Below are 23,770 nucleotides of genomic sequence, written 5' to 3' on the forward strand. Positions count from 1 at the left end.
TTCACGCGGGACGAACCCGAAGACGGCGACGCCGGCTGCCGCGAGTCCTTGCCGCGCAGCAGGACCTGTGCACGATAACGTCAGCACTCTGCTCAGACGCGGAGGGCCAGGATCGAGTCGAAAGAGTTCAAGGAATCAGGGCCAACGGGCGAATCTTCTCTCGCAATGTGTACCGGCCGTAGCCCTGCTCGGCGGGCGGCGGCAACTTCGGCGGTATCGTCGCTGAGGAATAGAATCTCGGATGGCGGCACCCCGAGCGATCCTGCGATGCGCAGGTACGAGCCGGCCTTCTTCTTCGGCCCGCCGTTCACAGTGTCGAAGTAGCCGCTGACGTGCCCGGTCAGGTCGCCGTGCTGGGTGTGGGCGAACCACGCCTGCTGGGCCGCGACGGAGCCGGATGAGTAGATGTAGACCGGTTCGCCGTTCGTGCTCCACCGTCGGAAGGCCGGCGGGACGTCGTCGTAGACGTGGGCCGTCAGTTCTCCGCGTTCGTAACCTGCCGCCCAGATCATGCCCTGCAGGGTTTTCAACGGGGGCACCTTCTCGTCCGCGTCGTGCCAGGCGAGCAAGACTTGGGTCACCTCGTCCGCGCCGGCATCGGGGTCGCCCAGGTGTGCGCGGACCTCGGCCACCACTTCGTGCGCTTCGGGCAATCGGACCCACTGGGCGAGTCGTTGCCGCGCATAGGGGAACAGCTTTTCGCGGACGTGGGAGGCGCGGCTCGTCGTCCCTTCGATGTCGGCCAAGATCACGGGATATCCAGCAGTTCGTCGAGCGAGGGCATGCGGCTGGCGATGTCGTCTCCGGTGAAGTTGCCGACCCAGCCCCCGGCGGTGCGGAAGAAGCGGATGGCGCTGAAGTTCGGGTTCTCGCCCATGTCGAACCAGTGCGGGATTCCGGCGGGCACGGCGAGCAGGTCGCCGGGGCCGCAGACCACGGCGTGGACTCGGTCGTCCAGGTGGAGGTAGAAGCAGCCGAATCCGTGTGCGAAGAACCGGACTTCGTCCTCGTCGTGGCTGTGCTCGGCGAGGAACTTCGCGCGGGCCTCGGCCGCCCGTTTCCGGGTTTCGGCGTCGCTGCCCGGCCGCAAGGACACGACGTCGACGACCTCGTATCCCGCTTCTCGCGTGAGCTGGCGGGCCGGTTGCTCGTACCGGGTGATGATGTCTACCTCGGAAGGCTCGCCCGGCAGCGGCACGGCGCGCCAAGTGGACAGCGTGATGTCGTGGGGTCGGAGGTGCTCGGCGATCGCGGCGCGATCGTGGGTGCTGAGCCGGACGTCGTTGCGGTCGGTGTCGGACATGACGTGCAGGAGGGTCATCGTGGCCTCAGCTCCGCATGGTGGTCATGACCTGGAGGCGGCAGAGGCTCTCCAGGGCTTCGAGTCGGTTGCACGCGGTTTCGAGCGTCGGTCCCCAGGTGGTCACGCCGTGGTGGGCGATCAGCAAGGCCGGCGGGTCGGCCGTGACCCGGTCGGTGACGTCGCGCGCGATGTCGGGGACGTGCGGCCAGTTGCGGAAGAGCGGGACGTCCACACAGGTCGCGGGGACTCCCGCGGTCAGCCCCTTGATGATCTCGAAATCGGTGAAGCGTACCTGGGTGTCGCCGGCTTCCGCGGCCCGGGCCGCGATCGTGGTGGCGAACGGTGGGTGGGCGTGGACCACCGCACCGACGTCGGGGAACGCGGCGTACACCGCGGCGTGGATGGCGGTTTCGGCCGAGGGCTTCGGTCCTCGTCGGTGTGTGCCGGTGACCGCGTCGACGAGCACGAGGTCTTCCGGGCGAAGCGAGCCTTTGCTGCGGCCGCTGGCGGTGATGAGCGCGTGGTCGTCGGCGCGTACCGAAAGGTTGCCGGCGGTGCCGTCGAGCCAGCCGCGGCGGTAGAGGCCGGCGGCGACCCGGCACAGCTCCGTCGCGGGCCACGGCACCCACACGCGGGTTTCGGTGATCACCGCGGTGACCAGGTCCGCGGGTGTGACGTCGAACGCCGGGTTGCGCACCTCGGTGTCCCGGGGTGCCACGGGCTGCCCGGCGATGGTGGTCAGCTCGTCGGCCGGCCGTTCTTCGACGTGGACGTCGCCGGGCTCAATGAGGTCCTGGTCGATGGTTTCTTCAGGCGCTGCCACGAGGAACGGGATGCCGTGCCGCTCCGCGGCGACGGCGAGGGCGTAGGTGCCGATCTTGTTGGCGACGTCGCCCGCGGCGGTGATCCGGTCCGCGCCGACGAGGACGAGGTCGACCTCGCCGCTTGCCATCAGCGCCGGACCGGCCGCGTCGACGCACAGCCGGTGCGGGATCCCGGCTCGGCGCAGCTCCCAGGTGGTCAACCGGGCGCCCTGCAGCAGGGGCCGGGTCTCCCCGACGAGTACGGTCTCGACGGCGCCGTGGCCGGCCAGACGCTTGATCACGGCCAGTGCGGTGCCTTGCCCGGTGGTCGCGAGCATGCCGGTGTTGCAGTGCGTGAGGATGCGCAGCGGCCGCCGTCGTAGCGTTGCCAGGATGTGGTGCGCGCCGCGCTCTCCGATCGCGTCGCACGTCCGGACGTCCGCAGCTTGCACCTCCTGCGCCGCGGCGAGAACTGCATCGGCTCCCTCGTGCAGGTGGCTGGTGGTGCGGTGCACCGCCCGGCGCAGCGCGATCGCGGTCGGCCTGGTCCGGATGAGCAGTTCGGCGTCGGTCCGGACGCGGGCGGTGTCGGCGCCGTGCTCGCGGGCCGAGAGCACGATGCCGAAGGCTGCCGCGACGCCGATGGCAGGTGCGCCGCGGATCGCGAGGCCGGCGATCGCTTCGGCGATCTGACCGGCGCTGGTCAGCCGCAAGGTGGTGTGCGCGTGGGGGAGACGCCGTTGGTCGAGCGCCAGCAGGGCGGTGCCGTCCCAGTGCAAAGCGGTTTCGGCGGTCATCGGCGGCTGCCCGTGTAGGCCCAGATCTCGGGGTAGTCGGTGTCCGAACTGGATATCCGGAGCAGGTTGTCCAGTTCCACGCCGGCGTCGGCGAAGGCGGTCCGGTAGAGCTCCTCGTGGAGCCCCAGGCGGTCCGGGTGCACCGCCGACATCCAGTTGGCACCGGCAACCAGGCCGCCGGGAACGACCAGATCGGTCATCCACGTCACCCGCTCGCCGAAGTGCTGCTCGTCGCGGCAGAGGCCGAGGAGCCCGAACTGGGTGACCAGCTCCGATCGCGGCAGGTTGCCGGCGGCGCCGTCGAGGCAGTCCGCGACCCGGACATCGGACACGAGTGCGCACAGCGAGTTCCACTCGGCCGGGGTGCGACCTCCCAGCTGCAGGGCGGTTTCGTACGCTCCGCGGGGTTCGGTGCTGGTGGCGTTGAGCCGCAGCAGGTCGAGGCGGTCGGGGTCGACGTCGACGGCGGTCAGCCGGCCGGCGCGCAGGGCACAGGCCCACAGCAGTGACTCGGAACCGCAACCGAGGTCCAGCCAGGTGTCGATCGCCGGCACGGAACGGAGCATGGTGAGGATCTCCTCGGTGCCCATGCCATAGACGAACTGGCGTGCGTAGTAGGTGTCCCGGTACTCGTGGGCGTCCAGCGTGGTCATGCGGAAGCCTCCTTCCGGAGCGCTATTTCGGTCATGCTGCGGCAGTGACGTGTGGCAGTGAGCAGCTGCCAGGGCCCGTGCTCGAGCGCGCGGGCGGTGAGCAGCGACAGATGGACGGTGGAGCAGCCGAGGTCGGCGCCGTTGTGCAGGCGCCGGAGGTCGATGCGCAGTTCGTCGTGGTCTCGGTGCTGCCGGCGGAGGCGGGTGAGTGTTCCGCCGTGGCCGTCGGGTCTGCTCCAGTCGTGGAGCCACGTGTCGTGCGTCCCGGCGGCGTCGTAGCACGGTGCGCTGTCGAGCGTGCCGTCGTCGTGGCGCAGCAGGACGTGCGCGATCAGCACGCCACCTGGTTGCAGCAGATTCATGAGGCCGTGCAGGGCGGCGTGCAGGCCGAGGGAGGCGGTCAGCTGGTTGAGGGCACCGTTCGGGCACACAACCACCGGGAACCGCCGTGCCGGGGGATCGGTGCCGATCCGGTACGGGTGGGCCTCGCCGTGGAGACCGGCGGCGGCCAGGCTCTCTCGAGCGGCCGTGACCATGGCGGCCTCGGCGTCGAACAACACGGCCACAGCTCCGAGACGCGCGTAGTCGGTGAGGTGGTGTCCGGCGCCGGAGGGGGCTTCGGCGACAACGGTGCCGGGGCGGACGTGAGCGTCGAGGACAGCGGGTGCGCGCAGTCCGCGGGTCTCGATCGCGTACAAGGCGGCGCGCTCGGCGTAGCCGGTGGTCATCAGCCGGGGACCAGGTCGTAGAAGCCGGCGTGCTCGGCCAGTACGGGATGTCGGATTTCACCGCCGGCCACGATGAGCGCGGTATCGACGACCGGGTCGGGCGTAGCCCGCAGGACCCGCTCGGCCAGCCGGACGAGGTAGGGCGCCGCCGCCGCCGTGTAGGCGCGAGACGACGTCACCGGGACGACCGACGGGAGCACGTCGATCTTGACGTGCAGGACCCCCTGCACCTCCCGAGGTGGCTCTCCCGGCTGCTGGACCGGTCCGGCGCTCGGGAGGTACCCCGGCCCGTAACCGGCGGTCGCATCGACGATCACCGACCCCGGCCGCATGGTCCGCACCAGCTCGGGAGTGATCATCGCCGGAGTGGTGTAGGTCGAGATCAGGATGGCCCCGATGAGCACATCGGTGTCCGGCAGCTCACGGGCGAGGGCCTCCGGCGAGTTCACTTGCGCGCGGCACCGATTCCCGGCTCTGCGCAGAAGGTGGTCGCGAGCTTCCGCGGTGCGGCAGAGGACGAGCACGTCGGCGCCGAGCCCAGCGGCCGTGTCCGCGGCGGCCAGCCCGACGTTGCCCGAGCCGATCACGACGACCTTGGGCGGAGGACAGCCGTCGACGGCGGCGAGGAGCACACCGCGTCCACCGCGGTAAGTCTGCAGCGCGTGCGCGGCGTGGAACACCGCCTGGATCCCGGCGATCGTGCCGCCCGCGCGCATCAAGGGGAACCGGCCGTCCTCGGTGAGGAACTCGTAGCTGTAGGCGCGGACGCCGCTGCGTAGCAGCGGCGCGAGCAGGTCGGGACGTCCTTCGGCGTGGAAGACCGCGCCGAGGGTCTGCTCCGGCGCGCACGCGGTGATCTCGTCCGCGCTGAACGGCTTGTACTTCAACAGCAAGCGGGCGGCGTTCACCTCGTTCCGCCGCGCGAAACGGACGCCGGCGTGGTCGAGGTCCTCGTCCGCCACGCCGATCCGTTCACCGATCCCGTTCTCGGCAACCGGAACGAAACCGCCCGCGCGGAGCACGTGCGCCAGCTCCGGAGTGAGGATGACGGGACGGTCGGAGCCGATCGGCTCGGAAGGAAACCCGATCGCTGTCGATTCGATTTCGTCAGTCAAATTACTGTCCCCCTACGGTTGTGGTGACTCAGTTGCAGCAGATGCCACGTTTTTGTTCGACGATCTGAATTCGGCCGGGTGCGAAGGCGTCCTGCAAGGCGGGGATGGCGTCGTACGGGTTGCATGACCCGCAGGTGAATACGTCGAGTGCGGCGTACCGGATCTCCGGCCACGCGTGGATCGAGATGTGTGACTCGCCGAGGACGGCCACCGCCGTGATCCCTTGCGGGCGGAACTTGTGCAGGAAGAAGTCCAGAAGCGTTGCACCGCAGTCTTTTGCTGCCCGGCGCAGCGCTTCCTCGACGACGGGTTCGTCATCAAGGTGGTCGGCGTCCCAGATGTCGATGGTGATGTGCGTGCCGGCGAAGCTGATGCCGTTTTCTTCGAGGGTGAATGCCACGGGCGCAATGGGTGCATTGGTCACGGATACCCCATAACGGAGAGTGGAAGAAGTGGGCCATCGGACTGTTTCAATGGCGGGGGAGTGATCGGAAAACGATCACTGTGAAAGTAGCATCGGGGTCAGATTCGACGCAATGAACCACGCAGCGCGACCATCGACAATTTCCGCGTGCCGACGTCCGGGTGACGGCAAGCGGCCAATAGAGTGGCCCCCGGCGCGGGAACAACGGGTTTGGCCGTCCGGCGACGGGGGTAACGCGCGAAATCGCCCTGCTGGGAACCCTGCGGCCAAGAGAGTGACGCGCCCGCTGCACCGGTGTCACGCCGTTCAGTGGTGTAACGGTCGAGGACCGGATCAGTGCGTGCAGGTCGGAAGCCGTGTAAGCGTTGAGTGCAGCGGTTTTGCGACGAATTCCCGACGCTCGTTGCTCCAATCCGGTGAAGCTTTGATAGCCGGTGAGTGATCGGTTTCGTCTCGGGTACCTGGGAGCCATGAACACCGGAGCGGCAAGCGCCGCGTCGCGGGAGGCGACCGGCGGCCTGGCCGGCCCGTGGCGCCCTGGCCTGGCGGGATTGGCGACGCTCGCGATCACTTACGGGTTCGCCCGCTACGGGTACGGCTTGTTCCTTTCCCGCTTCCAGTCCGATTTCGGCGGGTCCGCCGGCGCGCTCGGAGCGGTCACCAGCATCGGCTACCTGGGCGAGCTGCTCGCGCTCGGCATGGTGAGCTGGTGGGCCGGCCGGATGTCACCGCGGCTGCCGATCGGCGTGGGGCTGGGATGCGCCGGCACGGGGATGCTGCTCATCGCCGTGGCCCCGAACACGGGAGTGCTGGTCCTGGGAGTCGCGGTGTCCGGCATGTCTCCGGGCTGGGTCTGGACGCCGTACTCCGACGTTGTCCAGGACACGGTCCGCCCTGGTGGCCGGGCGCACGCGTTGTCGATGATCAGCACCGGCACCACCTTCGGGGTCGTCCTCGCCGGCCCGGCGGCGTTGTTCGCGGCCGACTCCCGGTGGCGGCTGGTCTGGCTCGGTGCGGCCGTGGCCGCGTTCGCCGTACTGGTGTGGAACGTGCGCGTACTGCCGGGCGCGCCGACGAGACGAGCCCGCTCCCATTCGGAGTTTCGGTGGCGTGAGCTGGTCCGCCGGCGCGGCGCGTGGCCGCTGTTCGCTGCCGCCGCCTCGTCCGGTCTGGTCGGCGCAGCCTACTGGTCGTTCGCCGGTGTCGCGGTCGCGACGGCCAACGCCGGCGACGAGCGCGTGGCGCCGGCGCTGTGGACGGTCATCGGCGTCACCGGGATCACCGGTGTGTTCACGGGCCGGCTCGTGCGACAGCTCGGCCTCCGGGTGATCTTCGTGTCCGCCCAGATCGTCCTTTCCGCCTCGTTGGCGGTGCTGTGGCTGGCGCCGGCGGGCTGGGGTTTCGCGCTGACTTCCGCCGTGCTCTACGGTGCCGGGTTCATGGTCGGGGGCACGCTCCTGTCGGTGTGGAGCTCGACAGTGTTCGACGACCACCCCACCCGGGGCTTCAGCGTGGTGGTCGTCTTCATCACCCTCGGCGCGGTCACGGGCCCGGCGCTGCTCGGTCTCGTGGTCGACCACGCCGGACTCGGTACCGCCTTCGCCGTCGCCACATTCCTCGCCGTCGGCACCTTGGCGGCGTTGCCCCCGCACCCGCGCACCCGATCGGAAGGAACACGGTGACCGCAGCCATCACCCTGACCCGCAGCGACATCCTCGGCCGCCCCAGCTTCTGGAAGGTCTCCGAACTCGGCATCCGGCAGTTCGAACACGGTTACCCGCCGGAACTGCTGGACACCATCCTCGTGAAGGCCCTGCGGATGCGGACGACCGCGGCGAAAACCAACCTCAACCTGAAGTACCTGCGCGACGCTCACCACCACATCCCCGAAGTCGCCCAGCTGATGCACGACCCGGTGAGACTGGCGCGCTTGAGCGAGCTGGCGGGCGTTCCCCTCGAGCCTTACCCGGTGGACTTCCTCGGCTCCATGATCACGTTCATGGGACCGGAAGACGGCACCGTCGACTGGCACGGGGACAGCGTGCCGGTCACCGAACTCGTCGCGCTGTCGGCCGACGACGTCGCCGGTGGCGAACTCGCGATCTACCGCGGCGAACTGGACGAAGGCCTGGCCCGGCTGGCGTCGGAGGGGAAAGTGCCCGACGACCGGGTCGTCCGGGTCACCCACCGCGTCGGCCACAGCATCTTCGGGCAGCTGATGGGGGTCCTGCACCGCACCGCCCCGATGACGTCGGGTACGCGGGTGACGTTGAACCTCAACCTCCGGTCCGCGACTCAGCCGCACATCGACGACCAGCGGCTGAGCCACCTGGCCGCCGAGAGCCCGGACTTCGGCTGGCTCGACCCCTACGTCAGCGACGTGCGGGGCAGGCAGCTGCCTTCGCTGCGCGCCACCACCGCTTCGGCCCGGGAGGACAGCGATGCCTGACCCGCTTGAGCACATCGGCGGCCTGGTCTGCCTCGACTTCGCCAATACCGTGGGACCTCGCCGGGCTCGCGCCGACAAAGATCCCCACGACTACCTCACCGACTTCTCGAGCTTGGTCGAGTGGTCGGTGAACGCCGGCACCATCGGCGCGAACCGAGCGGGCTTGCTGCGCAAACGCATCCAGCGCGATCCGAGAGCTGCTCAGGACGCGCTCGCCCGCGCCAAGCGGCTGCGCGAGACGGTGTACGCCGTCTTCGCCGCCATCGCCCGGGGAGACGAACCATCCGGCCCGGCACTGCACCACCTCCAGCAGGCATACGCCGACGCGATGCGGCAAGCGAAACTGGTCTCCACCTCGGCAGGCTTGGACTGGAGCTGGTCACCGCAAGGCGAACTCGACTGCGTGCTCTGGCCGATCGCCCGCTCCGCGGCGGAAGTCGCCGTCAGCGCCGACTTCGGCCGGATCAAGGAGTGCCTCGGTCACGACGGCAGCTGCGGATGGCTGTTCTACGACACCAGCAAGAACGGGCTACGCCGGTGGTGCAGCATGAGCGCCTGCGGTACCTGGGAGAAGAGCAGCAAGCGCGCCACCACGGCAAGGAAGGGCTGAGCCGTGTGCGGCATCGTCGCCATTCACGGAAGCCCCGACCCGCTGCTCGGCGCGCGTATGCTCGACCGTCTCACCCACCGGGGCCCGGACGATCAGGGCACCGCCGTCCTTCCCGGCACATGGCTGGGTCATCGACGTCTATCCATCGTGGACACTGGCGGCGGGCACCAGCCGTTGACGGATGCTGCGGGCAACCACCTGGTCGGCAACGGCGAAATCTACAACCACTCTGACCTCCGTGCCCGGTTCACCGGCCACCGCTGGTCGACCGGATCGGACAACGAGGTCGCGTTGCGCCTGGCCATCGCCGGTGGCGGAGCTGCCCTCGCCGACCTTCGCGGGATGTTCGCGCTGGCGATCGCCGGCCCGGGGCTGCCGTTCCTCGCCGCGCGGGACCCGGTCGGCGTCAAACCGCTGTACTGGGCGCGCACGCCCCATTCGGTGGTGTTCGCCTCCGAAATGAAGGCGTTCGATCGCGAACACCGCAGCCGCGTGCGGCCGTTCCCGCCGGGATGCTTCTGGACCCCGCACGAGGGTCTTCGGCGCTTCGCGCACGCGATGCCGCAGCACCCCAACGCACTCGACGCGCCGGCAGAGCATGAAGCGGCGGTCCGTGCCGGCTTGATCACCAGCGTGCACCTGCAGATGATGGGCGACGAGCCACCCGGGGTGCTGCTGTCGGGCGGCCTGGATTCCAGCATCGTCGCGGCCATCGCCGCCCGGTGGTGCCGCGAGCGCGGCTACCGGCTGCGCACCTTCTCCGTCGGCACCGCCGAATCCGCGGACCTCGCCGCAGCGCGACGAGTCGCCGCCCATTTGGGCACCGAGCACTTCGAACGCACTTACACCGCCGAAGCCGCCGTGGACCGGGTACCCGACGTGGTCCGCGCCGTCGAGCACTACGACCCCGCGCTGCTCCACAGCTCCGTCGCCAACCACTTCCTCGCCGAACTGGCAGCGCAGCACACCAAAGCCGTCCTCACCGGCGAAGGTGCCGACGAACTGTTCGCCGGCTACCGCTACCTGCGCGAGTTTCGCGACGACGACGCACTCGACACCGAACTCCGCCGGACGGTCTCCACGCTGCACACCCTGAACTTGCAACGCTGCGACCGCACGACCATGGCCTTCGGGCTCGAAGCGCGCGTGCCGTTCCTCGACACCGACTTCATCGCTACAGCCATGTCGGTACCCGTCCGGCTCCGGCGTCCGGACCACGGCAGGCGGGAGAAGCATCTTCTGCGCGAAGCGTTTGTCGGCTGGCTGCCTGATGATCTGTTGTGGCGAGCCAAGGAGCAGTTCGGCGACGGCTCGGGCATGTCCGGCGTCCTGCGCGACGCGATGAGCGGCCTGGTCACCGAAGCGGACTTCCGGAAGACGGTTCACGCGGAAGGCATCCGCAACCGCGAAGAGCTCGCCTACCACCGGATCTGGCACCGCGAACTCGCGGGGATCAGCCCGCGCACCCTCGACCGCTCCATGACCTTATGACCGCCCACGACCTGAGGAGCGCCGTGCCCCCTTCGGACCTGACCCACGCCACCGCAGCCGCCCGCGACAACCTCCGCCGGGCGGTCGGCGGCACCTGGTCCCAGCCCGCCGACATCGGCACTACGCTGGCCAACCTGTCCGCAGCCACCGCCGCGATGAACCGGGTGCTCGCAGACCTCGGCATCAAGCTCCTCGCACCAGACTCCCGGATCGCGTTCGCCTCGGTCGACGGGCCGTTCAGCGGCGACACCACGGAGGCCGTGCAGACCGCGGGGCTGTGGCTCACCCGCGCCGTGGACACCTGCATCAATCTCGGTAACTACCTCGACAACGCGCACATCGCAGTCGGAGGTCTCGCCGAACCCACCGCTCGGCATGGCGCCTGACGGCGAACTGGCTACCAGCCACTGGCTTAGAACGGTGACAGCTCCAGCGCAGGGCGGGATGTCGTAAGAGGTGGCATCGTTGATCTTCCGGAGAATCATGCACGAGTCGGGGCCAGCTGTGGCGATGGCCGGCTCCATCTGCTGCCAGATCTTGCGCGTCTCGGATCGGTGGCGGCTCGTCCGCGACGGTCGGAGCCGATCTTGATGTCGGCCCCGCGGTTCGCGGCCGCGTTCAGTACGGCGAGGACTGGCGGGTAGCCGAGGTTTCCTTGAAGACTTTCATGCTGCGGAGCCAGTAGGGTTCCGCTTGGACGGTTCGAATCGTTGGATGGCGAACCCGAGCGGGCCTCTCGTGGCTCACGTCGGGAGGTTGATCCCGAGCGGTACGTAGGAACCGGCCATGCCGTGGACCTGCCACGAACCTGCGCCATTGCGGCTCCGCGTGATCGTGCCTGCGCACTCGTTGGGCCCGGCTTTCGCCCCGGCACTCAAGGACGCGACGGACATGAACCTGTTACTGACCTTCTCAGAGTGTCGGACCAACGCCGAATGGAAATCAGGTGGGAGCTGACTTGACTGCTCCTGATGAACCACTGATCGAGGAGGCGTCGTGTCGGAGACTTTCGACCTTGCCCAGCATGCTGTCGTTGGCCTTGACGTTGGGCGAGCGTTGGCGATTGTTCGCGAAAACGAGCCATCCGCTGCTCGGACGGCACTTTTCAGCCTCGCTCCGAATGCCGACATGTTCCCCGGCACGCATGGCCGCCAGGCCATGCTGGGAAACAGCGCGCCGAAGGCGCTCCGTCTGGGCGACGTCCTCACGAGCGGCGCGTTCTGGTGGGTGACCACCGCCGCGGTCGCGATCCTGATCGCGGTCTTCGTCCTCCGCCGACACCTTCGTTCCCACCACCTCCGCTCCCGTGTCCGGTTCGACCTCCTGCCGACCGCCGGCTTCGATCCCTCGCCCCAAGCCGTCGTCGGGTTCGCGCACCAGCTCGGGCGCGTCCGGCCGGTGCGCGGGTGGGTACCGCAGTCCGTGGTGGGCGTGCGGATCCGGTTCAGCACGGACCCGAAGTTCGGGAAGATGGTGATGAGCGTGGAGGGGCGCGAGTCGGTGACCGGCGTGCTGAACAAGCTCGTCTACCCTGACGTCGAGGTCCGGCGAGCGACCTCCGACGGCGAAACGTCCCCCTTCGGCGCTGACGAGGGAGACGCCTCCTCGTAGGCGCGGCAGCGCTACCGGTTCTGCCCTCTGCAAGTCAGAGCTAGCCGTTCAATGCACATGCGGTTGCGTGTGCGTAGTCGGTTTCTAGTCCTGGAAGGCCCTTGGCGAACGATTGTTCGGCGAAGATGTCAATGAACTGTCTAGTCTCGAAGATCCGCGCGTGCATAGCTGTTGAATCGGCCGTCGACCTGGGAACTTCCGTTCCGTGAATTTGTCCAGCCCTCATCTGGGTGATCACGAATGCATGATGCAAGCGGCAGAAACACTGTTTCTCGCGCACGGTTTGTAGTTGATCAGTTACGGTGACTCGTGCGGCTGACCCGTCGAGCTGGTCATTCATGACCGGTCGGAGGGGTCAGCTCGGCCGATCACCAGCTGTCGGGAGCGGGGGATCGAAGGACACGCAGCGCTGAGCAGGAGGGGTTCACGCGGCCGTGGCACAACCACACACAGATGTCGATCCGTGGCTGGCGGGTGTCGACGTACAAGTCCAGGACAACACCGGCGCGACTGCGTCGGGAGCAGGTTTCAGCTTGTCGCCAGGTGAGGCGAAGACGATTCTTGCGCAAGCACTCAACGCGCTGGACCAGCTTCAGCAACTCCAGCGGCAGACCGAAATTCTGAAGCAGGTCAGCCCCGCTGCACACGACCCGGCCAGCATCGCCTACAACGCTCGACTGGTGAGCGGGCACGGCGTTTTCGACGCGGCTGGCGACCACGTCAACGCCGAGGCCAAGTATCTGCATGAGCTGATCGCGAAGATCCAGGTTGCCCTACGCCAGATCGGTGATCGCGACGGCGAGGCCGCTCGTGAACTCGGTTCGCCGAACGGGGGTGTCGCGGGATGAATCGCTGGCAATACGTTGTCGTCGCGTTTGGCGTCGTCGGTTTGGCGAGTAGTTGTTCAGTGCCGGACAGCACCGAAGTCGCAGGGAACGCCCTTCCGGCGCCGGCCGGCCAGAACGCGTCTGCGCCCGGTCTGCCTTTTGCCGGTGCGCCCAGAGTCAGCGATCCTTTGCCGGTGTCAGTGCTGTCCGGCGATCCGTGCGCAGACGCTCTCACCCCGCAGCAAGTCGTCGCGGCCGTCGGGGTCAGCGTCGCGGGAAAACGCGAAGATCTGGCTCAGACCGGTCCGGCATGTGCGTGGTCAAATCACGGGACCGGAGGCGCCGTCGGAGTCTCCTACACCGTCAACACCCACGTCGGACTCAGTGGGGTCTACGCCAACACACAACCCCAATCCGCCGTGTGGCGCATCCTCCCGGACATCCAAGGCTTCCCAGCGGTCGCGCACGCAGGAACCAAAGGCGGCGAAATACCCGTCGGGTTCTGCCAGGCGAGCATCGGTCTCGCCGACAGCATCTCGATCGACGTGAGCCTGACCTTGGGCGCGAGCAAGCGCAACACCGAAGACGCATGCAGCCTGATCCCTCAGATCGCTGACATGACAGTCACGACGCTGAGAGCGAAGGCAGGTTCCTGATGTTTCCCTTCGATCAACTGGGGACGGCCGCGCACCACGCACTTCGCGAGGCCGAGGAAGCGGGCTCCGCGCTCGTGCGCACCGCGCAGGATGCCGTCGGATGGGCCGGCGACCTCTTCGCCGGCAACGTCGGCGTCCAGGCGATGCCGGTCCCCGCCGTCGTCAGCCATGTCATGGCCGGGGACAGTTCCAGTTGGACCACGAGCGGCATCGGGTCCGGCGACGTCGCCGCGGCACACCACCAGATCGCCGCGGAACTGACCACGATGCTGAACAACCTCGAGCCGACCTGGACCGGCAAGGGAGCCGAAAGCGCGAAGCAGCGGACCAAGGCGTTCAGCGATCTGGTCGAGCGCGCGGCGAAGACGCTGGGCTCCAACGGTAGCAACGTCACCGACGCCGCCTACGGCTTCGAGTTGGCGAAACGCTCGATGGAACCCATGGGCGAGCGCCCGGACAAGTCGTTCTTCGACGTCGCGACTCCCTGGGACACCGACACCGAAGACGCCATCGCGGCCTACAACGCGAAGGCGCAGAAGAACCTTGAGATCTACGACGCCTACGTCGCACACCTGGAAGGGCAAGGGCAAGGCTTGTCCGGCGATTACGGCCAGCTCAACCCGGCAACGTCCGCCGTTCCGGAGGACACAAAACCGGCCGACGCGCACCGCGTGACCGCTACTCGGGACGAACGCCCGACCGAGCTGCGGCGGGACGACGGCGATGCCACCTCGTCGGACCGGCAACTGCTTCTCGATGTAGGTCCGGGATCTACTGAAGACGGCCGTCGAAACGATGCGCACGTACCCGTCGGAACGTCGGGGCCTGGGGTGCACCCTGAAGCTTTCGAACCCGCAGGCGTGACCAGGACGGCCGGGGTGCTGGATGGGCGGACGCTCAGCGGCCTGCCGTTGATGTCTCAGCTGGAACAGGCCGTCGGCAATCCGCTTTCTGACTCGGACGGCCGGAAGCTCGCCGGGGTCTCGTACTCGCCGCTCTCCTCGGCACCGAACGCGGGGACGCCGCTGCGAGCCGGCACAGGCGAGGTGGGCAGTGCGCCGCCTCGCAGGTCGCCGAGTGCCGGCGGGCGGGTCACTGCCGTTGGCCGTGGCGCCGGGCGAGCGCGGATCGGATCGGCCAGTGTCGGCCCTGCGGGTCAAGCACGTCCGGCTGAGGAAGATGCGGAACACCAGCGCAAGTACGTTCGAGACGACGACAGCGTGTTCGCCGACGTCGAGGACGGGCTGGTCGATCCGCGCACCGGTTTCGTGCCGGTCCCGCCGACCATCGGAACCTGACGCACCTCGGGTGTATCGGCATTGGCCTTCCCCGCCTGTCGTCCTGCATCACGGAGTGTGTCGTGGCCGTCATCGACCGACCCATCGTCCTGCCCAAGCTCGCCTTCTTGACCGCGTGGAGCATGGTCGAGACGAGTGAGCTGCCGCCCGCGTTCGGTACCAGTCTGCACAACTGGGTCACCGCGGACGGTCGCCGTGAGCTTGAAATCCGGGCGATGGCGGCGTTGACCGATCTAGGCTTGGCCCGCAACAACCGGCTGAATGGGCTGTGGCGGTCGACGGCGGCTGTGCTCGCCGGTGCCGGCCGCGAGTACTACGCGTTCAGCAACTTCGCCGACGGTCGTTCTTGCGCGGTTCTCCTGGCGGCGCGGGATGATGACGCCGTCCGGGCAATCATCGACGACAACGTCGTTTCCCTCGAGCCGGTGCGAAACAAGTGGCTCGCGACGGCGCTGCTGGACACGTTGCCCGATGTGCCCGCAGCGAAGATCGTGCCCACGGTCGTGACGAAGTCCGCGCAGAACGGCGATGGCGCGTTGCCGCAGCACCCGAACAGCAAGGAAGCCGGCTACCTCGACGAGGTGATGCAGCAGCCGCGGCGCGCAGTCCACCAGATTTATGTCGCCCGCCGTGACTCCGCCGGCGAACGACACCGCAGCATGCCGATCACCGCGATCGATCTCGAGGAGCCAGGCCGAGTACTCGTCTACGCTGACTCCGAAGACAACGTGGTCTTGATCCCGGCGGGCGCCAGAGAATTCGTCTCGGCGCTGAACAAGACGTTTGCGGGCCTATGACGCCGTCAGCGGCGCAGGGCGGTGAGCACTCCTTCGACGAGCTGCGTCGCTTTGGCGCAGGAAGCGGTGACCGGTTCGCTGCTCGGGCCGTTGTAGAGCGTCGCCAGGCCCTGGCTGGGCGCGACGTCGACGATCACCTGGCACGAGGTGAAGCTGCCGTCCTCTCCCTTGCTGAGCACCCATTCCCCGGCCGGGTAGCCGGCCACGGTAGTGGGTTTGATCTGGCTGCCGGGGCCGGTGACGAGGGGCAATGGGCGTGCTTTGGCGTAGAAGCGGACTTCGGCTGCGGCCGAAAGCGGTGGTCCACTCGACAGCCGGCATTCCGACTGGTCGCCTGCGCCGACGAGGACGGTGTCGTGGGCGTCCTTGCGCTGGGGGAGGCCGAGCTGCGCAGTGAGGTCGGTGGGCACTCCCGCGCATGGTTCCGCCAGATGGGCAGCGACGTCCAGCGGGGTGGCGGTGATCGGAGGTGCGGTCGCCGACGGCGTGGTCGTCGTCGGTGACGTGCTGGGTCCGGTGCAGGAGGTAGCGGTCACGGCGATCGCGACGGCGCACACTACGGCTCGGCGGCGGACCGTGTCAGCCATCGAGGCGCCTTTGAATCGGCGTGGCCGGGTCGGTGAGCCCTGCGGGGCCGTGCTGGTCGATCAGCTTTCGGTGTTCCTGGTCCACTTTGGGGTCGAACTCCACTACCGGCCGGTCGCCGGAGGAGAAGTCTCCGTAGTGGAAGCTCGGTGAGGCCACGGTGATGCTCGGCGGCATCGGGGCGAACAGCTCGTTCTTCTCGCCGAGCAGATCTCGTTCGGCGTCCTGCACCCTGCCCAGCGCCGTCTCGATGACGTCCTGGTAAGTGGTCAGAACCTGGTCTTTGGCGGTTTTGTAGCCGGCGGCGACCTCGGCGAACTTGTCGCCATCGACCGCCAGCTGCAGCCCTGCGGAGGAGGCGCCGATGACCACGCCGGCGCTGGCGGTGAACCAGGCACCACCGGTGGCGACGCCCAGAACGGCCGAGACGACGCTCGCGCTAACGGAGATCGCGATCTTCGTGTCGGCGTCGGCGTGCTGTTGCAGCGCCTTGGCGACAGCGGCGCTGGTGGCGTCGGCGGCGGCGATGTAGTCCCGCCGTGCCTGCACCGACGCGGCCAGCAGGATCGCGAGCGACTCGACGGTTTTGACGAGGTAGCTGGCTTGCTGGCCGAGGAAGGCCTGGATCATCGAGATCTGGTGCCGGAAGGCGTCGGCGCCGCCGCCCTCCCAGTCCTGGACCGAGTAGTCGATCGTGCGGAAGGCGTCGATGATGTCGGTCGAGGTGTCCTGGTCCAGGGCGCGGCCGACCTTCTTCATCCGCTCGAACTCGTCGATGATCTTCTGCGGATCGAGGCTGATGACCTTGCCGGCGTCGTCGAGCAGCCCGCGTAGGAGGACGGCGCCACCGCCGTTGGGGTAGGTCTCCGGTGAGCCGAGCCACTTGCCGTCGGGCTGTTCGTCATCAAAGAGGTCGATGAGTCGGCGGGCGGCTCGGTCGGCGGCGGAACGGACCTCGTCGTCGGTTTTCCAGTCGGCCACGGTTACCCCTGCCCGTCGGCGCGGCGGTAAAGCGCGACGATGGCTTTGGCGGCTTCTGCGGTGGCATCGACGACTTCGGCTCCGTGTTTCTGCCGGGCGGCGATTTCATCGGTAAATCGGGCGTAGGCCAGTTGAAAATCGTTGACCGCGCCGAACGAGCCAGATCCGGCGAGACCCTCGTGCGCGTTCAACACCGGGAGCTGAGAGCCCATGATGTCGCGTAACGCGGGAAGTGCGCTGTCGCCGACACGTTGCAACTCGTCGAGCGCGACCTTGAAGCCATTCCCCACGGGGCCTCCCCACCCTCGTACAGGTCATGTCAACTCACCATAGCTGATCAATTACGCACCGCAAGTAATTCGCGTCATGTGTTCCGATGGCTGGACAGCGCTGAACCGATTCAATCCGGTGACTTGAACCAAAGATCGCGAGGGCAGCGGTGAACTGCTCTTTTAGAGTGTGCGACGCACCGCGACAGCGTCAGGCGGCTGCTTTCTTGCGCGGAGTGCGCTTCCTCGGTGCCGGTGTTTCCGCCCCCGCGTTCTGCGCCGCCTCATAGGCGGCGACCACCTCGGAGGACAGACGTCCCCGTTCGGAGACCTCGTAGCCGTTCGCGTTGGCCCACGCGCGGATCTGCTGGTTGCGCTGGCGATCGGACGCGGTGGGCGCAGTCGACTGGCCGGTCGCGACGCGGACCTTGCGGCCGCCGATGCGGCGTCCGGCGCCGATGAACCGGGCGAGCTCGTCGCGCAGGGCGGCGGCGTTGTCGTCGGAGAGGTCGATCTCGTAGGTCACGCCGTCCAGGCCGAACTGCACGGTCTGGGCGGCAGGGCTGCCATCGATGTCGTCGAGGATCTCGACGAGGACCTTCTGGGCCATTGATGCTCCTCGGGGTGGTGTGCGACAAGAACGCAGACTGTGACGGGTTGCACAATGCGCGACGTTCTTCGGCTGAGTGTATCCACAACGTCGCCAGAAAGGAAAATTTACCCCCTTCGTCGACTGCATCAAAACCCGCCGACGCTGCCGTGACTGATGGTGCGAACCCACCAATCTCGCCGTTCACGGGAGGAGAAGCCGCCGTGCACCGTCAGCTGTCGCAACCGGACCTGCATGTCGCACGTGCTGAGCTGGTGTTGGCGAGGCGTGGTCATCTTCCGTTGCGTGCCTTGCCAATCCGGCCGGACGATCCACTCCAGACACTTGCGAACGCGCTGAGTGATGTTCGTGTGGATCTCGGTGAGTCGGTGCAGGTCTGCGTTGATCTCATTCCGCTGACGCCGGCGCGCATCCGATACTTGGCTCGCCGTGTCGCGTCGAATTCCAGCGGAAACGGTGTGGGGCCGTTCGGCGTAGTTGCCGAGGTCGTGTCGGAAGTGCTTGGGGAGTTTTTGCCGATCGCGCGTGCCCAGGTCGGCGGGCGTTCGCGAAATGTGACACCTCCCGCTCAACGGGTGACGAACAAGTTCGTGACCGATGAGCCGGCGTTCGCCATCCAGGTCCTGATCCGCTGCGTCTCGGAAATCCCGGGGCGGGCGCAGGCGCACCTGCGCAGCGTCATCGGGGCGTTCGACGTCTACCGCGGTGAGAACTACTGGCGAGTCCGTGGCCCGCGGGTCTTCGGCTGGCACTTCGGCGCGGACACGGTGCTGGTTCGCCGGCGGTTCGACCGGCGCTTCCGGACCGGGCTGGCGAAGCCCCGGCGGGGGTCCCTGGTGACGACCAGCGAGATCGCCGGCCTGCTCAAGCCGCCATCCGGACGCTGTCAATCGCCGGCGATCGCCCGCAGCCGCGGCTGGGTCCTCCCGGCGCCCCGCGAGGTTCCGACCTACCGGCCGGGCACCGGGCTGGTCCGGCTCGGCTACGTCACCGACGTCAACGGCGACGAGCGCTTGGTCGGCGTGCCCCTGCGCGAGCTGCTGTTTTCCGCGCGCTTCGGCAAAGCCGGGTTCGGCAAGACCGAGGAAGCCCTGGCGCAGGCGATCGAGATTGCCCGGCTCGGCGGTGGCGTCTGGTTTCTCGACCCGCACGCCGACGGCTGGAAACGCGCCAAGCCGTACCTGTCCGACCCGGCGCTGCGGGCGCGGCTGTGGGAGGTCAACCTCGACGTCCGCGGCCGGGGCAAGCGTCTGCCTGGTTGGAACCCGTTAAGTATGCAGGGTTTCACCGAGTCCGACATCGAGGACCGCGTCGACGCCGTCGTGACCTCGTTCGCCGCAGCGCTCGGCTGGGGCGACGCGGCACCGCGGGCGAAGTCGATCCTCACCAAGGCCTGCGAGGCTCTCTGCTATCTCGCTATGCGGCTCCCGGCCGACTGCGCGCCGACGATCTTCCAGATCCCGACGCTGCTGGACGACGAGACCTGGCGCGAATCCGTCCTGCCGGCGCTGAAGCCATCCGTGCGCAGGTACTGGACGGACTCCTTCCCCAAGCTCGCCCCAGACGCCACCACCGTCGTCACCAACATCATCAACCGACTGCGGACCAGCCCGACCCTCTCGGCGTTCCTCGGCTCCTCGGTCACGACCTACGACGTCCGCCGCGCGATGGACACCGGGCGGATCGTGTTCGTCTGCACCACCGGCACCGGCGAGACGAACAAGCTGATCACCTCGTTCATGATCTACGACCTGTTCCGCGCCGGCCGCTCCCGCGCCGACACCGCGGCGGACAAACGGCGCAGGTGCGACGCCTTCGTCGACGAGCTCGCCGCGGTCGACGGCGCCTCCCGCGGCTACCTCGCCGCCATCCTCGAGCAGCTGCGCAAGTACGGCGTCGCGCTGCACGCGATGAACCAGATGCCCGACCGCCTTGCCGCCGAGACGCGCAGGGCGCTGCTGCAGAACCAGTCGCTGCTCATGACCTCGGCCGCGGCGATCGACGGCGCCCGCACGGTCGCACGCGAGTTCGGTGGCCTGGTCCAGCCGGCAACCGTGACCGAGCTGGAGCAGTTCCACCACGTCGTCACCGTCACCCTCGGCGGCCAGCGCACGACCCCGTTCAAGATCCGCGGCCTGCACGTCGACGACGAGTTCGCCGAGCACTTCCACCCCGAGTGGAACGACGCCGTCGACCAGGCCCTCGACGCCAACCTCGCCCGCCGCCCGATCGGCGAGGTTCTCGACGAGCTCGAGGACCTGGACGACCGGATCCTCGCCGCCCTGCAGACCGAGCGGCCGACTCCGCAGCCCCGACGTGGACGTCCGCCAACGCGAGGCAGCGGCGCCGGCGTCGACCTGACCTCATCCGTGGAGTGATTCCCGTGGACGTCTTTCAACGCGAAGCCCTGACGGTCCTCTACTGGCACCGGCTGGCGTCCACGGAGCAGGTCCGGCGCCTGGTGGCTCCGACGCTGTCCCCGGTCACCGTCCGCGCGAAGCTCGCCGGCCTTCGCCGCGCCGGGCTGGCCGACCGGATCACCCGGGAACACCGGCCCCGCACCTGGCACGTCACCCCGGCCGGAGCCGAGACCATCGAAGCTGCCGGGACGGTCGATGCCCGCGCCTACCGGCTACCGGGCACCGCGGTCGCGCACGTGCTGCAGGAACACACCCTCGACGTCATCGAGACGGGTCTCGCGTTCGTCGAGACAGCACGAGTCCGCGGCCACGAGTGCGGGCCGCTGTCGTGGACCCCCGAGGTCGCCCACCAGTTCCGCGATCGCGCGGGGGACCGGCGCGGGGTCGTGATCGCCGACGCTGTCCTGCACTACGTGCTCGAGGAGGCTGGCCGCCGGACGCAGCGGACGCTGTTCGTCGAGCTGGACCGCGCGACCATGCCGGTCGCCCGCCTGGCTCGCAAGCTCGTCGGCTACATCCGCTACCACGACCACACCCCAGCCGGGGCAAGCCGAAGGCCGGCATGGCGGGAGCGCTACCCGCGCTTCCCGCGGGTGCTGATCGTCCTGTCGGGCGCCGAGCAGCCGGTGCTCGAGCGCCGGCTCGCGGACCTGCGCGCTCACGCGCAGGCCATGCCCGCGGTGAGCACGGCCGCCGGGCGGGTCGACATGGTCGTGACGACCTTGCCCCAGCTTCGGGAGCACGGTCCGCTGGCACCGGTGGCGATGCCGCTGCTCGGCGACCCGCGATGGGTGAGCGTGTTCGGCAGGCTGTCATGACCGAGGCACCAGCTGAAGTTGTGCAGCAGTTCGGGTTGTCGCCGCGGCTGCGGCAACGCCGGTTCGCGCTGCTGCCGCTGCGCGGCGAGGGCACGCCGTTCACCGAGTTGCAGGGCAGGTTACCCGGGGACGCCACCACGCCGGCCGACCTCGCTGACCTGATCTCCTCCATCGCCAACGTCGGAGTGCTGCAGCCGGTCCTGGTCGAGGAGATCGACGGTGGCGACGGGACGCACCCGGCGATGAAGCTGGCTGCCGGAGAGCGACGGCTGCGCGCCTGCCGGTGGGGTGCGGCGAACCGGCCGGACAACCCGCACTTCGCCGCGCTGCCCGCGGTGGTCTGCCCAGGGCCGTTGTCGGATGAGGAACGGCGGATCTGGCAGCTGGTCGAGAACCTCGCCCGGGAGAGTCTGCGGCCCGGCGAGCTTGCGGCCGCGCTGGTGCTCGACCGCTGTGCCGTCCTGCTGGGCAAGCTTCTGGCCGGCGGCCATGCGGTTCCGGCCGAGGTCTACGCGATCGACGACCCGATCGCCCGCTTCGCCGCGATGGAGCGCATCCGCGGCAGCGACAAGCGCTGTGCCGCGCCGTGGGCGGAGGTGCTGACCCGGCTCGGCCTGCAGCTGAGCCCGCGCAAGGCCCGCGAGCTGGTACGTGCCTTCGCCGAGATGCCCCGCGAGGTCGCCGAGGAGATGGACGAGGCGAAGGTGTCGCTGCACACCCGCATCCGGTTTATCGAGCTGCGCCGCGGCCGGGAGCAAGCCGCCGCCGACATCTGGGCCGCGGTCAAGAACACCGGCCGTACAAGGCTTCTGCCCACCGCGCTCGCCGCCGCCACGGCCGACAACGAGTTGAGCGCAGAGCAAGCCCTGGGCGAAGCCGAACGCGTCCAGGAGCAAGCCGACGCCGCTCGCGCGGACAAGCTCCGTGCGAAGCCCGACGCGCCGGCCGCTGGCGTCGACGCTCGTCTCGTCGAGCGCGCTCTCGCCGCCCTGCGCCAGCTGCTTCTCGCACTCGTCCAGGGCGCCGAGCTGGGCGAGCACGACAGGGGCTCGCTCGCGCTGCTGCTGGATCAGCTTCTCGATGTCATCCATAAGGGAGCAGCCGCATGAGCACTTTCCTCGGCATGCCCACCGCGCCGGCCGCGCGGTGTGACTGCCGGCGCTGCCCGTGGTACTCGGAGGCGGATCCGGCGGTCGCGATCGCCCCGTTGTGCTCCGGCTGCAACTCCGACTGCGCCTACTGCGGCTGCGCCCGCTCGGACTGCCGGGCCTGCCCGATCCGCTGCGGCTCCCGCACCGACATCGACGCGTGGATGCGCGACGTCGGCGGTACGCTCGAGTTCGACGATCTCACCGTCGCTGCGCCGCTGCCGGCGTCGATCCCGGCCTTCGTCCCGCAGGTCGACGGCTCCAGCGTCGCCGAGCTGGACGCGGTCGTGCGGTGGCCGGCGTACGCGGTCGGTCTGCGGCGGGTGTTTTCTCCCCGCACCCACACGCTCTACCCGCGCTGGACCGACGGCCGGACCGCCGCAGAGATCCTCGAGGTACCCGACTCCACGCTGACTGTCCTGAGTGGATACGGCGAAGACCCGCTCGTCGAAGCGTTCTGGACCGCCCGCCACCGCGACGACCTCATCACCCGGATCGCCGCTCTGCGGTTTGGGCTGGTGCTGGCGCCGAACTACTCGATCTACGGCAACTGGCCACGCGCCGAGCACCTGATCAACATGCGCCGTTCGCTGATGATCGCCGCCGAGTTCGCCGCGGCGGGAATTCCGGCCGTGCCGAACCTGTACTGGTACCGGCTGGAGGACCTGCGCCGGCAGGCGGACTGGATCGCCGAGACCGGGCCGGCGGCGATCGCGGTCAACGTCCAGACCGTGCGGGAGAACGCGAACTGGCAGACCTGGGCGCTGCCCGGACTCTCCTGGCTGGCCGAGAACCTTCCCGCGGAGGTCGTCGTGGTCCTGACCGGGCTGTCCCGGCGCGACCGGATCGAAACCGCCCTCGAGCTGTTCGGCGACCGGCTCGTCGTGATCAGCCAGAACCCGGCGCAGTACGCGCTGCACGGCGCCGTGATGACCGAGACCGGCCGCCAAGACGTCCGTGCCCGCATCCCCGATGCCTTCGCCCGCTCCGTCCGGTTCATGGCCTCGCTGCTGCCGCACGGCACCGTCGCCACCAGGGCAGGTGCGTGATGGCGCGGCAGATCTGGGTCCTCCTGGGCTGGTCATCCGAGCACGGAATGGCGAGCACGCCGGTCGGCGTCCTTGGCCTCGACGCGCCCGAGGTGTTTGTCGAATGGACCCCGCGCGAGCACGTCGCTGGCCGGATTTGGCGTGAACGGCTGGCCGGCGCAGGTCCCGCCGAGATTGCGGAGCGGATCGCCGGGTGGGCCGATACGCCGATCGCACCGGCGGTGCGAGTGGAACCGCTTCTGGACGGTGCACTCGCGGACGTGGTGCGTGCGCAGCTGGACGACGTTCTCGGATCGGCACGCTGACCGGCGGCGGGTATGGGAACGAA

At 68.6% G+C, this 23,770-nt stretch carries 26 protein-coding genes; 15 read left to right on the plus strand and 11 right to left on the minus strand.

Annotated features, from left to right (window positions below):
- Positions 1-92 precede the first annotated feature (92 nt).
- From mtnC to speD, 7 genes are read right to left on the minus strand one after another with little or no spacing between them, the layout of a single operon-like run.
- Positions 93-746, minus strand: coding sequence for an acireductone synthase (mtnC, locus tag BLV96_RS41930; protein WP_208608470.1), 654 nt, complete (start codon positions 744-746; stop codon positions 93-95).
- A 2-nt stretch (positions 747-748) separates the two neighbouring features.
- Positions 749-1,321, minus strand: coding sequence for a 1,2-dihydroxy-3-keto-5-methylthiopentene dioxygenase (locus tag BLV96_RS41935; protein WP_086676648.1), 573 nt, complete (start codon positions 1,319-1,321; stop codon positions 749-751).
- 7 nt (positions 1,322-1,328) lie between these two features.
- Positions 1,329-2,903 carry an S-methyl-5-thioribose-1-phosphate isomerase gene (mtnA, locus tag BLV96_RS51505; protein WP_086676649.1) on the minus strand — a complete coding sequence of 525 codons (1,575 nt, stop codon included), beginning with the start codon at positions 2,901-2,903 and terminating at the stop codon, positions 1,329-1,331.
- On the minus strand, positions 2,900-3,556 hold the full coding sequence (locus tag BLV96_RS41945) for a hypothetical protein (RefSeq protein WP_086676650.1): 657 nt from the start codon (positions 3,554-3,556) through the stop codon (positions 2,900-2,902). The genes mtnA and BLV96_RS41945 overlap by 4 nt, the downstream gene beginning before the upstream one ends.
- Positions 3,553-4,284 (minus strand): class I SAM-dependent methyltransferase, encoded by a 732-nt coding sequence (locus BLV96_RS41950; RefSeq protein ID WP_086676651.1) that lies wholly within the window; start codon positions 4,282-4,284, stop codon positions 3,553-3,555. Before BLV96_RS41950 ends, BLV96_RS41945 begins: the two co-directional genes overlap by 4 nt.
- Positions 4,284-5,399 (minus strand): Rossmann-fold NAD(P)-binding domain-containing protein, encoded by a 1,116-nt coding sequence (locus tag BLV96_RS41955; RefSeq protein WP_208608471.1) that lies wholly within the window; start codon positions 5,397-5,399, stop codon positions 4,284-4,286. The genes BLV96_RS41950 and BLV96_RS41955 overlap by 1 nt, the downstream gene beginning before the upstream one ends.
- Before the next feature lie 28 nt (positions 5,400-5,427).
- Positions 5,428-5,823 (minus strand): adenosylmethionine decarboxylase, encoded by a 396-nt coding sequence (gene speD, locus BLV96_RS41960; RefSeq protein ID WP_158104135.1) that lies wholly within the window; start codon positions 5,821-5,823, stop codon positions 5,428-5,430.
- A 470-nt stretch (positions 5,824-6,293) separates the two neighbouring features.
- On the opposite strand from speD, the gene BLV96_RS41965 reads away from it, so the two are divergent.
- The 10 genes from BLV96_RS41965 (at position 6,294) to BLV96_RS42010 (ending at position 15,562) form a co-directional block, all read left to right on the plus strand.
- A complete protein-coding gene (locus BLV96_RS41965) occupies positions 6,294-7,505 on the plus strand; it encodes an MFS transporter (RefSeq protein ID WP_086676653.1) in 1,212 nt (403 codons plus the stop codon).
- On the plus strand, positions 7,502-8,272 hold the full coding sequence (locus BLV96_RS41970) for a hypothetical protein (RefSeq protein ID WP_086676654.1): 771 nt from the start codon (positions 7,502-7,504) through the stop codon (positions 8,270-8,272). The genes BLV96_RS41965 and BLV96_RS41970 overlap by 4 nt, the downstream gene beginning before the upstream one ends.
- Entirely contained in the window at positions 8,265-8,882 is a 618-nt protein-coding gene (locus BLV96_RS41975; protein ID WP_086676655.1) for a CGNR zinc finger domain-containing protein, read from the plus strand. Before BLV96_RS41970 ends, BLV96_RS41975 begins: the two co-directional genes overlap by 8 nt.
- Positions 8,883-8,885: 3 nt before the next feature.
- Complete coding sequence (asnB, locus tag BLV96_RS41980; RefSeq protein WP_086676656.1) at positions 8,886-10,373, plus strand: asparagine synthase (glutamine-hydrolyzing); 1,488 nt, start codon at positions 8,886-8,888, stop codon at positions 10,371-10,373.
- Complete coding sequence (locus BLV96_RS41985; RefSeq protein WP_086676657.1) at positions 10,370-10,759, plus strand: hypothetical protein; 390 nt, start codon at positions 10,370-10,372, stop codon at positions 10,757-10,759. The genes asnB and BLV96_RS41985 overlap by 4 nt, the downstream gene beginning before the upstream one ends.
- Before the next feature lie 610 nt (positions 10,760-11,369).
- Positions 11,370-11,984: a hypothetical protein gene (locus BLV96_RS41990; RefSeq protein WP_244180889.1), complete on the plus strand. Its 615-nt coding sequence runs from the start codon at positions 11,370-11,372 to the stop codon at positions 11,982-11,984.
- A gap of 434 nt (positions 11,985-12,418) precedes the next feature.
- On the plus strand, positions 12,419-12,832 hold the full coding sequence (locus BLV96_RS41995; protein ID WP_086676658.1) for a hypothetical protein: 414 nt from the start codon (positions 12,419-12,421) through the stop codon (positions 12,830-12,832).
- The gene (locus BLV96_RS42000; RefSeq protein ID WP_086676659.1) at positions 12,829-13,467 is read left to right on the plus strand and encodes a DUF3558 family protein; all 639 of its coding nucleotides are present in this window, start codon (positions 12,829-12,831) and stop codon (positions 13,465-13,467) included. The genes BLV96_RS41995 and BLV96_RS42000 overlap by 4 nt, the downstream gene beginning before the upstream one ends.
- Entirely contained in the window at positions 13,467-14,765 is a 1,299-nt protein-coding gene (locus BLV96_RS42005) for a hypothetical protein (RefSeq protein WP_086676660.1), read from the plus strand. The genes BLV96_RS42000 and BLV96_RS42005 overlap by 1 nt, the downstream gene beginning before the upstream one ends.
- 62 nt (positions 14,766-14,827) lie before the next feature.
- Positions 14,828-15,562 carry an ESX secretion-associated protein EspG gene (locus BLV96_RS42010; protein WP_086676661.1) on the plus strand — a complete coding sequence of 245 codons (735 nt, stop codon included), beginning with the start codon at positions 14,828-14,830 and terminating at the stop codon, positions 15,560-15,562.
- A 5-nt stretch (positions 15,563-15,567) separates the two neighbouring features.
- Here the strand turns inward: BLV96_RS42010 and BLV96_RS42015 are convergent, their stop codons facing one another.
- The 4 genes from BLV96_RS42015 to BLV96_RS42030 all read right to left on the minus strand — a co-directional run bounded on the left by BLV96_RS42015 (position 15,568) and on the right by BLV96_RS42030 (position 18,007).
- Positions 15,568-16,149 carry a DUF3558 family protein gene (locus tag BLV96_RS42015; protein WP_086676662.1) on the minus strand — a complete coding sequence of 194 codons (582 nt, stop codon included), beginning with the start codon at positions 16,147-16,149 and terminating at the stop codon, positions 15,568-15,570.
- Entirely contained in the window at positions 16,142-17,128 is a 987-nt protein-coding gene (locus tag BLV96_RS42020) for a hypothetical protein (protein ID WP_086676663.1), read from the minus strand. The genes BLV96_RS42015 and BLV96_RS42020 overlap by 8 nt, the downstream gene beginning before the upstream one ends.
- Before the next feature lie 2 nt (positions 17,129-17,130).
- The gene (locus BLV96_RS42025; RefSeq protein ID WP_086676664.1) at positions 17,131-17,418 is read right to left on the minus strand and encodes a hypothetical protein; all 288 of its coding nucleotides are present in this window, start codon (positions 17,416-17,418) and stop codon (positions 17,131-17,133) included.
- A 190-nt stretch (positions 17,419-17,608) separates the two neighbouring features.
- The gene (locus BLV96_RS42030; protein ID WP_086676665.1) at positions 17,609-18,007 is read right to left on the minus strand and encodes a histone-like nucleoid-structuring protein Lsr2; all 399 of its coding nucleotides are present in this window, start codon (positions 18,005-18,007) and stop codon (positions 17,609-17,611) included.
- A 575-nt stretch (positions 18,008-18,582) separates the two neighbouring features.
- On the opposite strand from BLV96_RS42030, the gene BLV96_RS42035 reads away from it, so the two are divergent.
- Genes BLV96_RS42035 through BLV96_RS42055 form a run of 5 tightly spaced genes read left to right on the plus strand, consistent with a single transcriptional unit; the run spans position 18,583 to position 23,747 of the window.
- Positions 18,583-20,385 carry a type IV secretory system conjugative DNA transfer family protein gene (locus BLV96_RS42035; protein ID WP_086676666.1) on the plus strand — a complete coding sequence of 601 codons (1,803 nt, stop codon included), beginning with the start codon at positions 18,583-18,585 and terminating at the stop codon, positions 20,383-20,385.
- A 5-nt stretch (positions 20,386-20,390) separates the two neighbouring features.
- On the plus strand, positions 20,391-21,245 hold the full coding sequence (locus BLV96_RS42040; RefSeq protein WP_244180890.1) for a replication-relaxation family protein: 855 nt from the start codon (positions 20,391-20,393) through the stop codon (positions 21,243-21,245).
- The gene (locus BLV96_RS42045; RefSeq protein WP_086676668.1) at positions 21,242-22,354 is read left to right on the plus strand and encodes a ParB/RepB/Spo0J family partition protein; all 1,113 of its coding nucleotides are present in this window, start codon (positions 21,242-21,244) and stop codon (positions 22,352-22,354) included. The genes BLV96_RS42040 and BLV96_RS42045 overlap by 4 nt, the downstream gene beginning before the upstream one ends.
- Positions 22,351-23,442 carry a DUF4417 domain-containing protein gene (locus BLV96_RS42050; protein ID WP_086676669.1) on the plus strand — a complete coding sequence of 364 codons (1,092 nt, stop codon included), beginning with the start codon at positions 22,351-22,353 and terminating at the stop codon, positions 23,440-23,442. The genes BLV96_RS42045 and BLV96_RS42050 overlap by 4 nt, the downstream gene beginning before the upstream one ends.
- Positions 23,442-23,747 carry a hypothetical protein gene (locus tag BLV96_RS42055; protein WP_244180891.1) on the plus strand — a complete coding sequence of 102 codons (306 nt, stop codon included), beginning with the start codon at positions 23,442-23,444 and terminating at the stop codon, positions 23,745-23,747. Before BLV96_RS42050 ends, BLV96_RS42055 begins: the two co-directional genes overlap by 1 nt.
- Positions 23,748-23,770 lie beyond the last annotated feature (23 nt).

This window comes from Amycolatopsis pretoriensis (assembly GCF_900107925.1).
In the GTDB taxonomy this organism is placed as follows: domain Bacteria; phylum Actinomycetota; class Actinomycetes; order Mycobacteriales; family Pseudonocardiaceae; genus Amycolatopsis; species Amycolatopsis pretoriensis.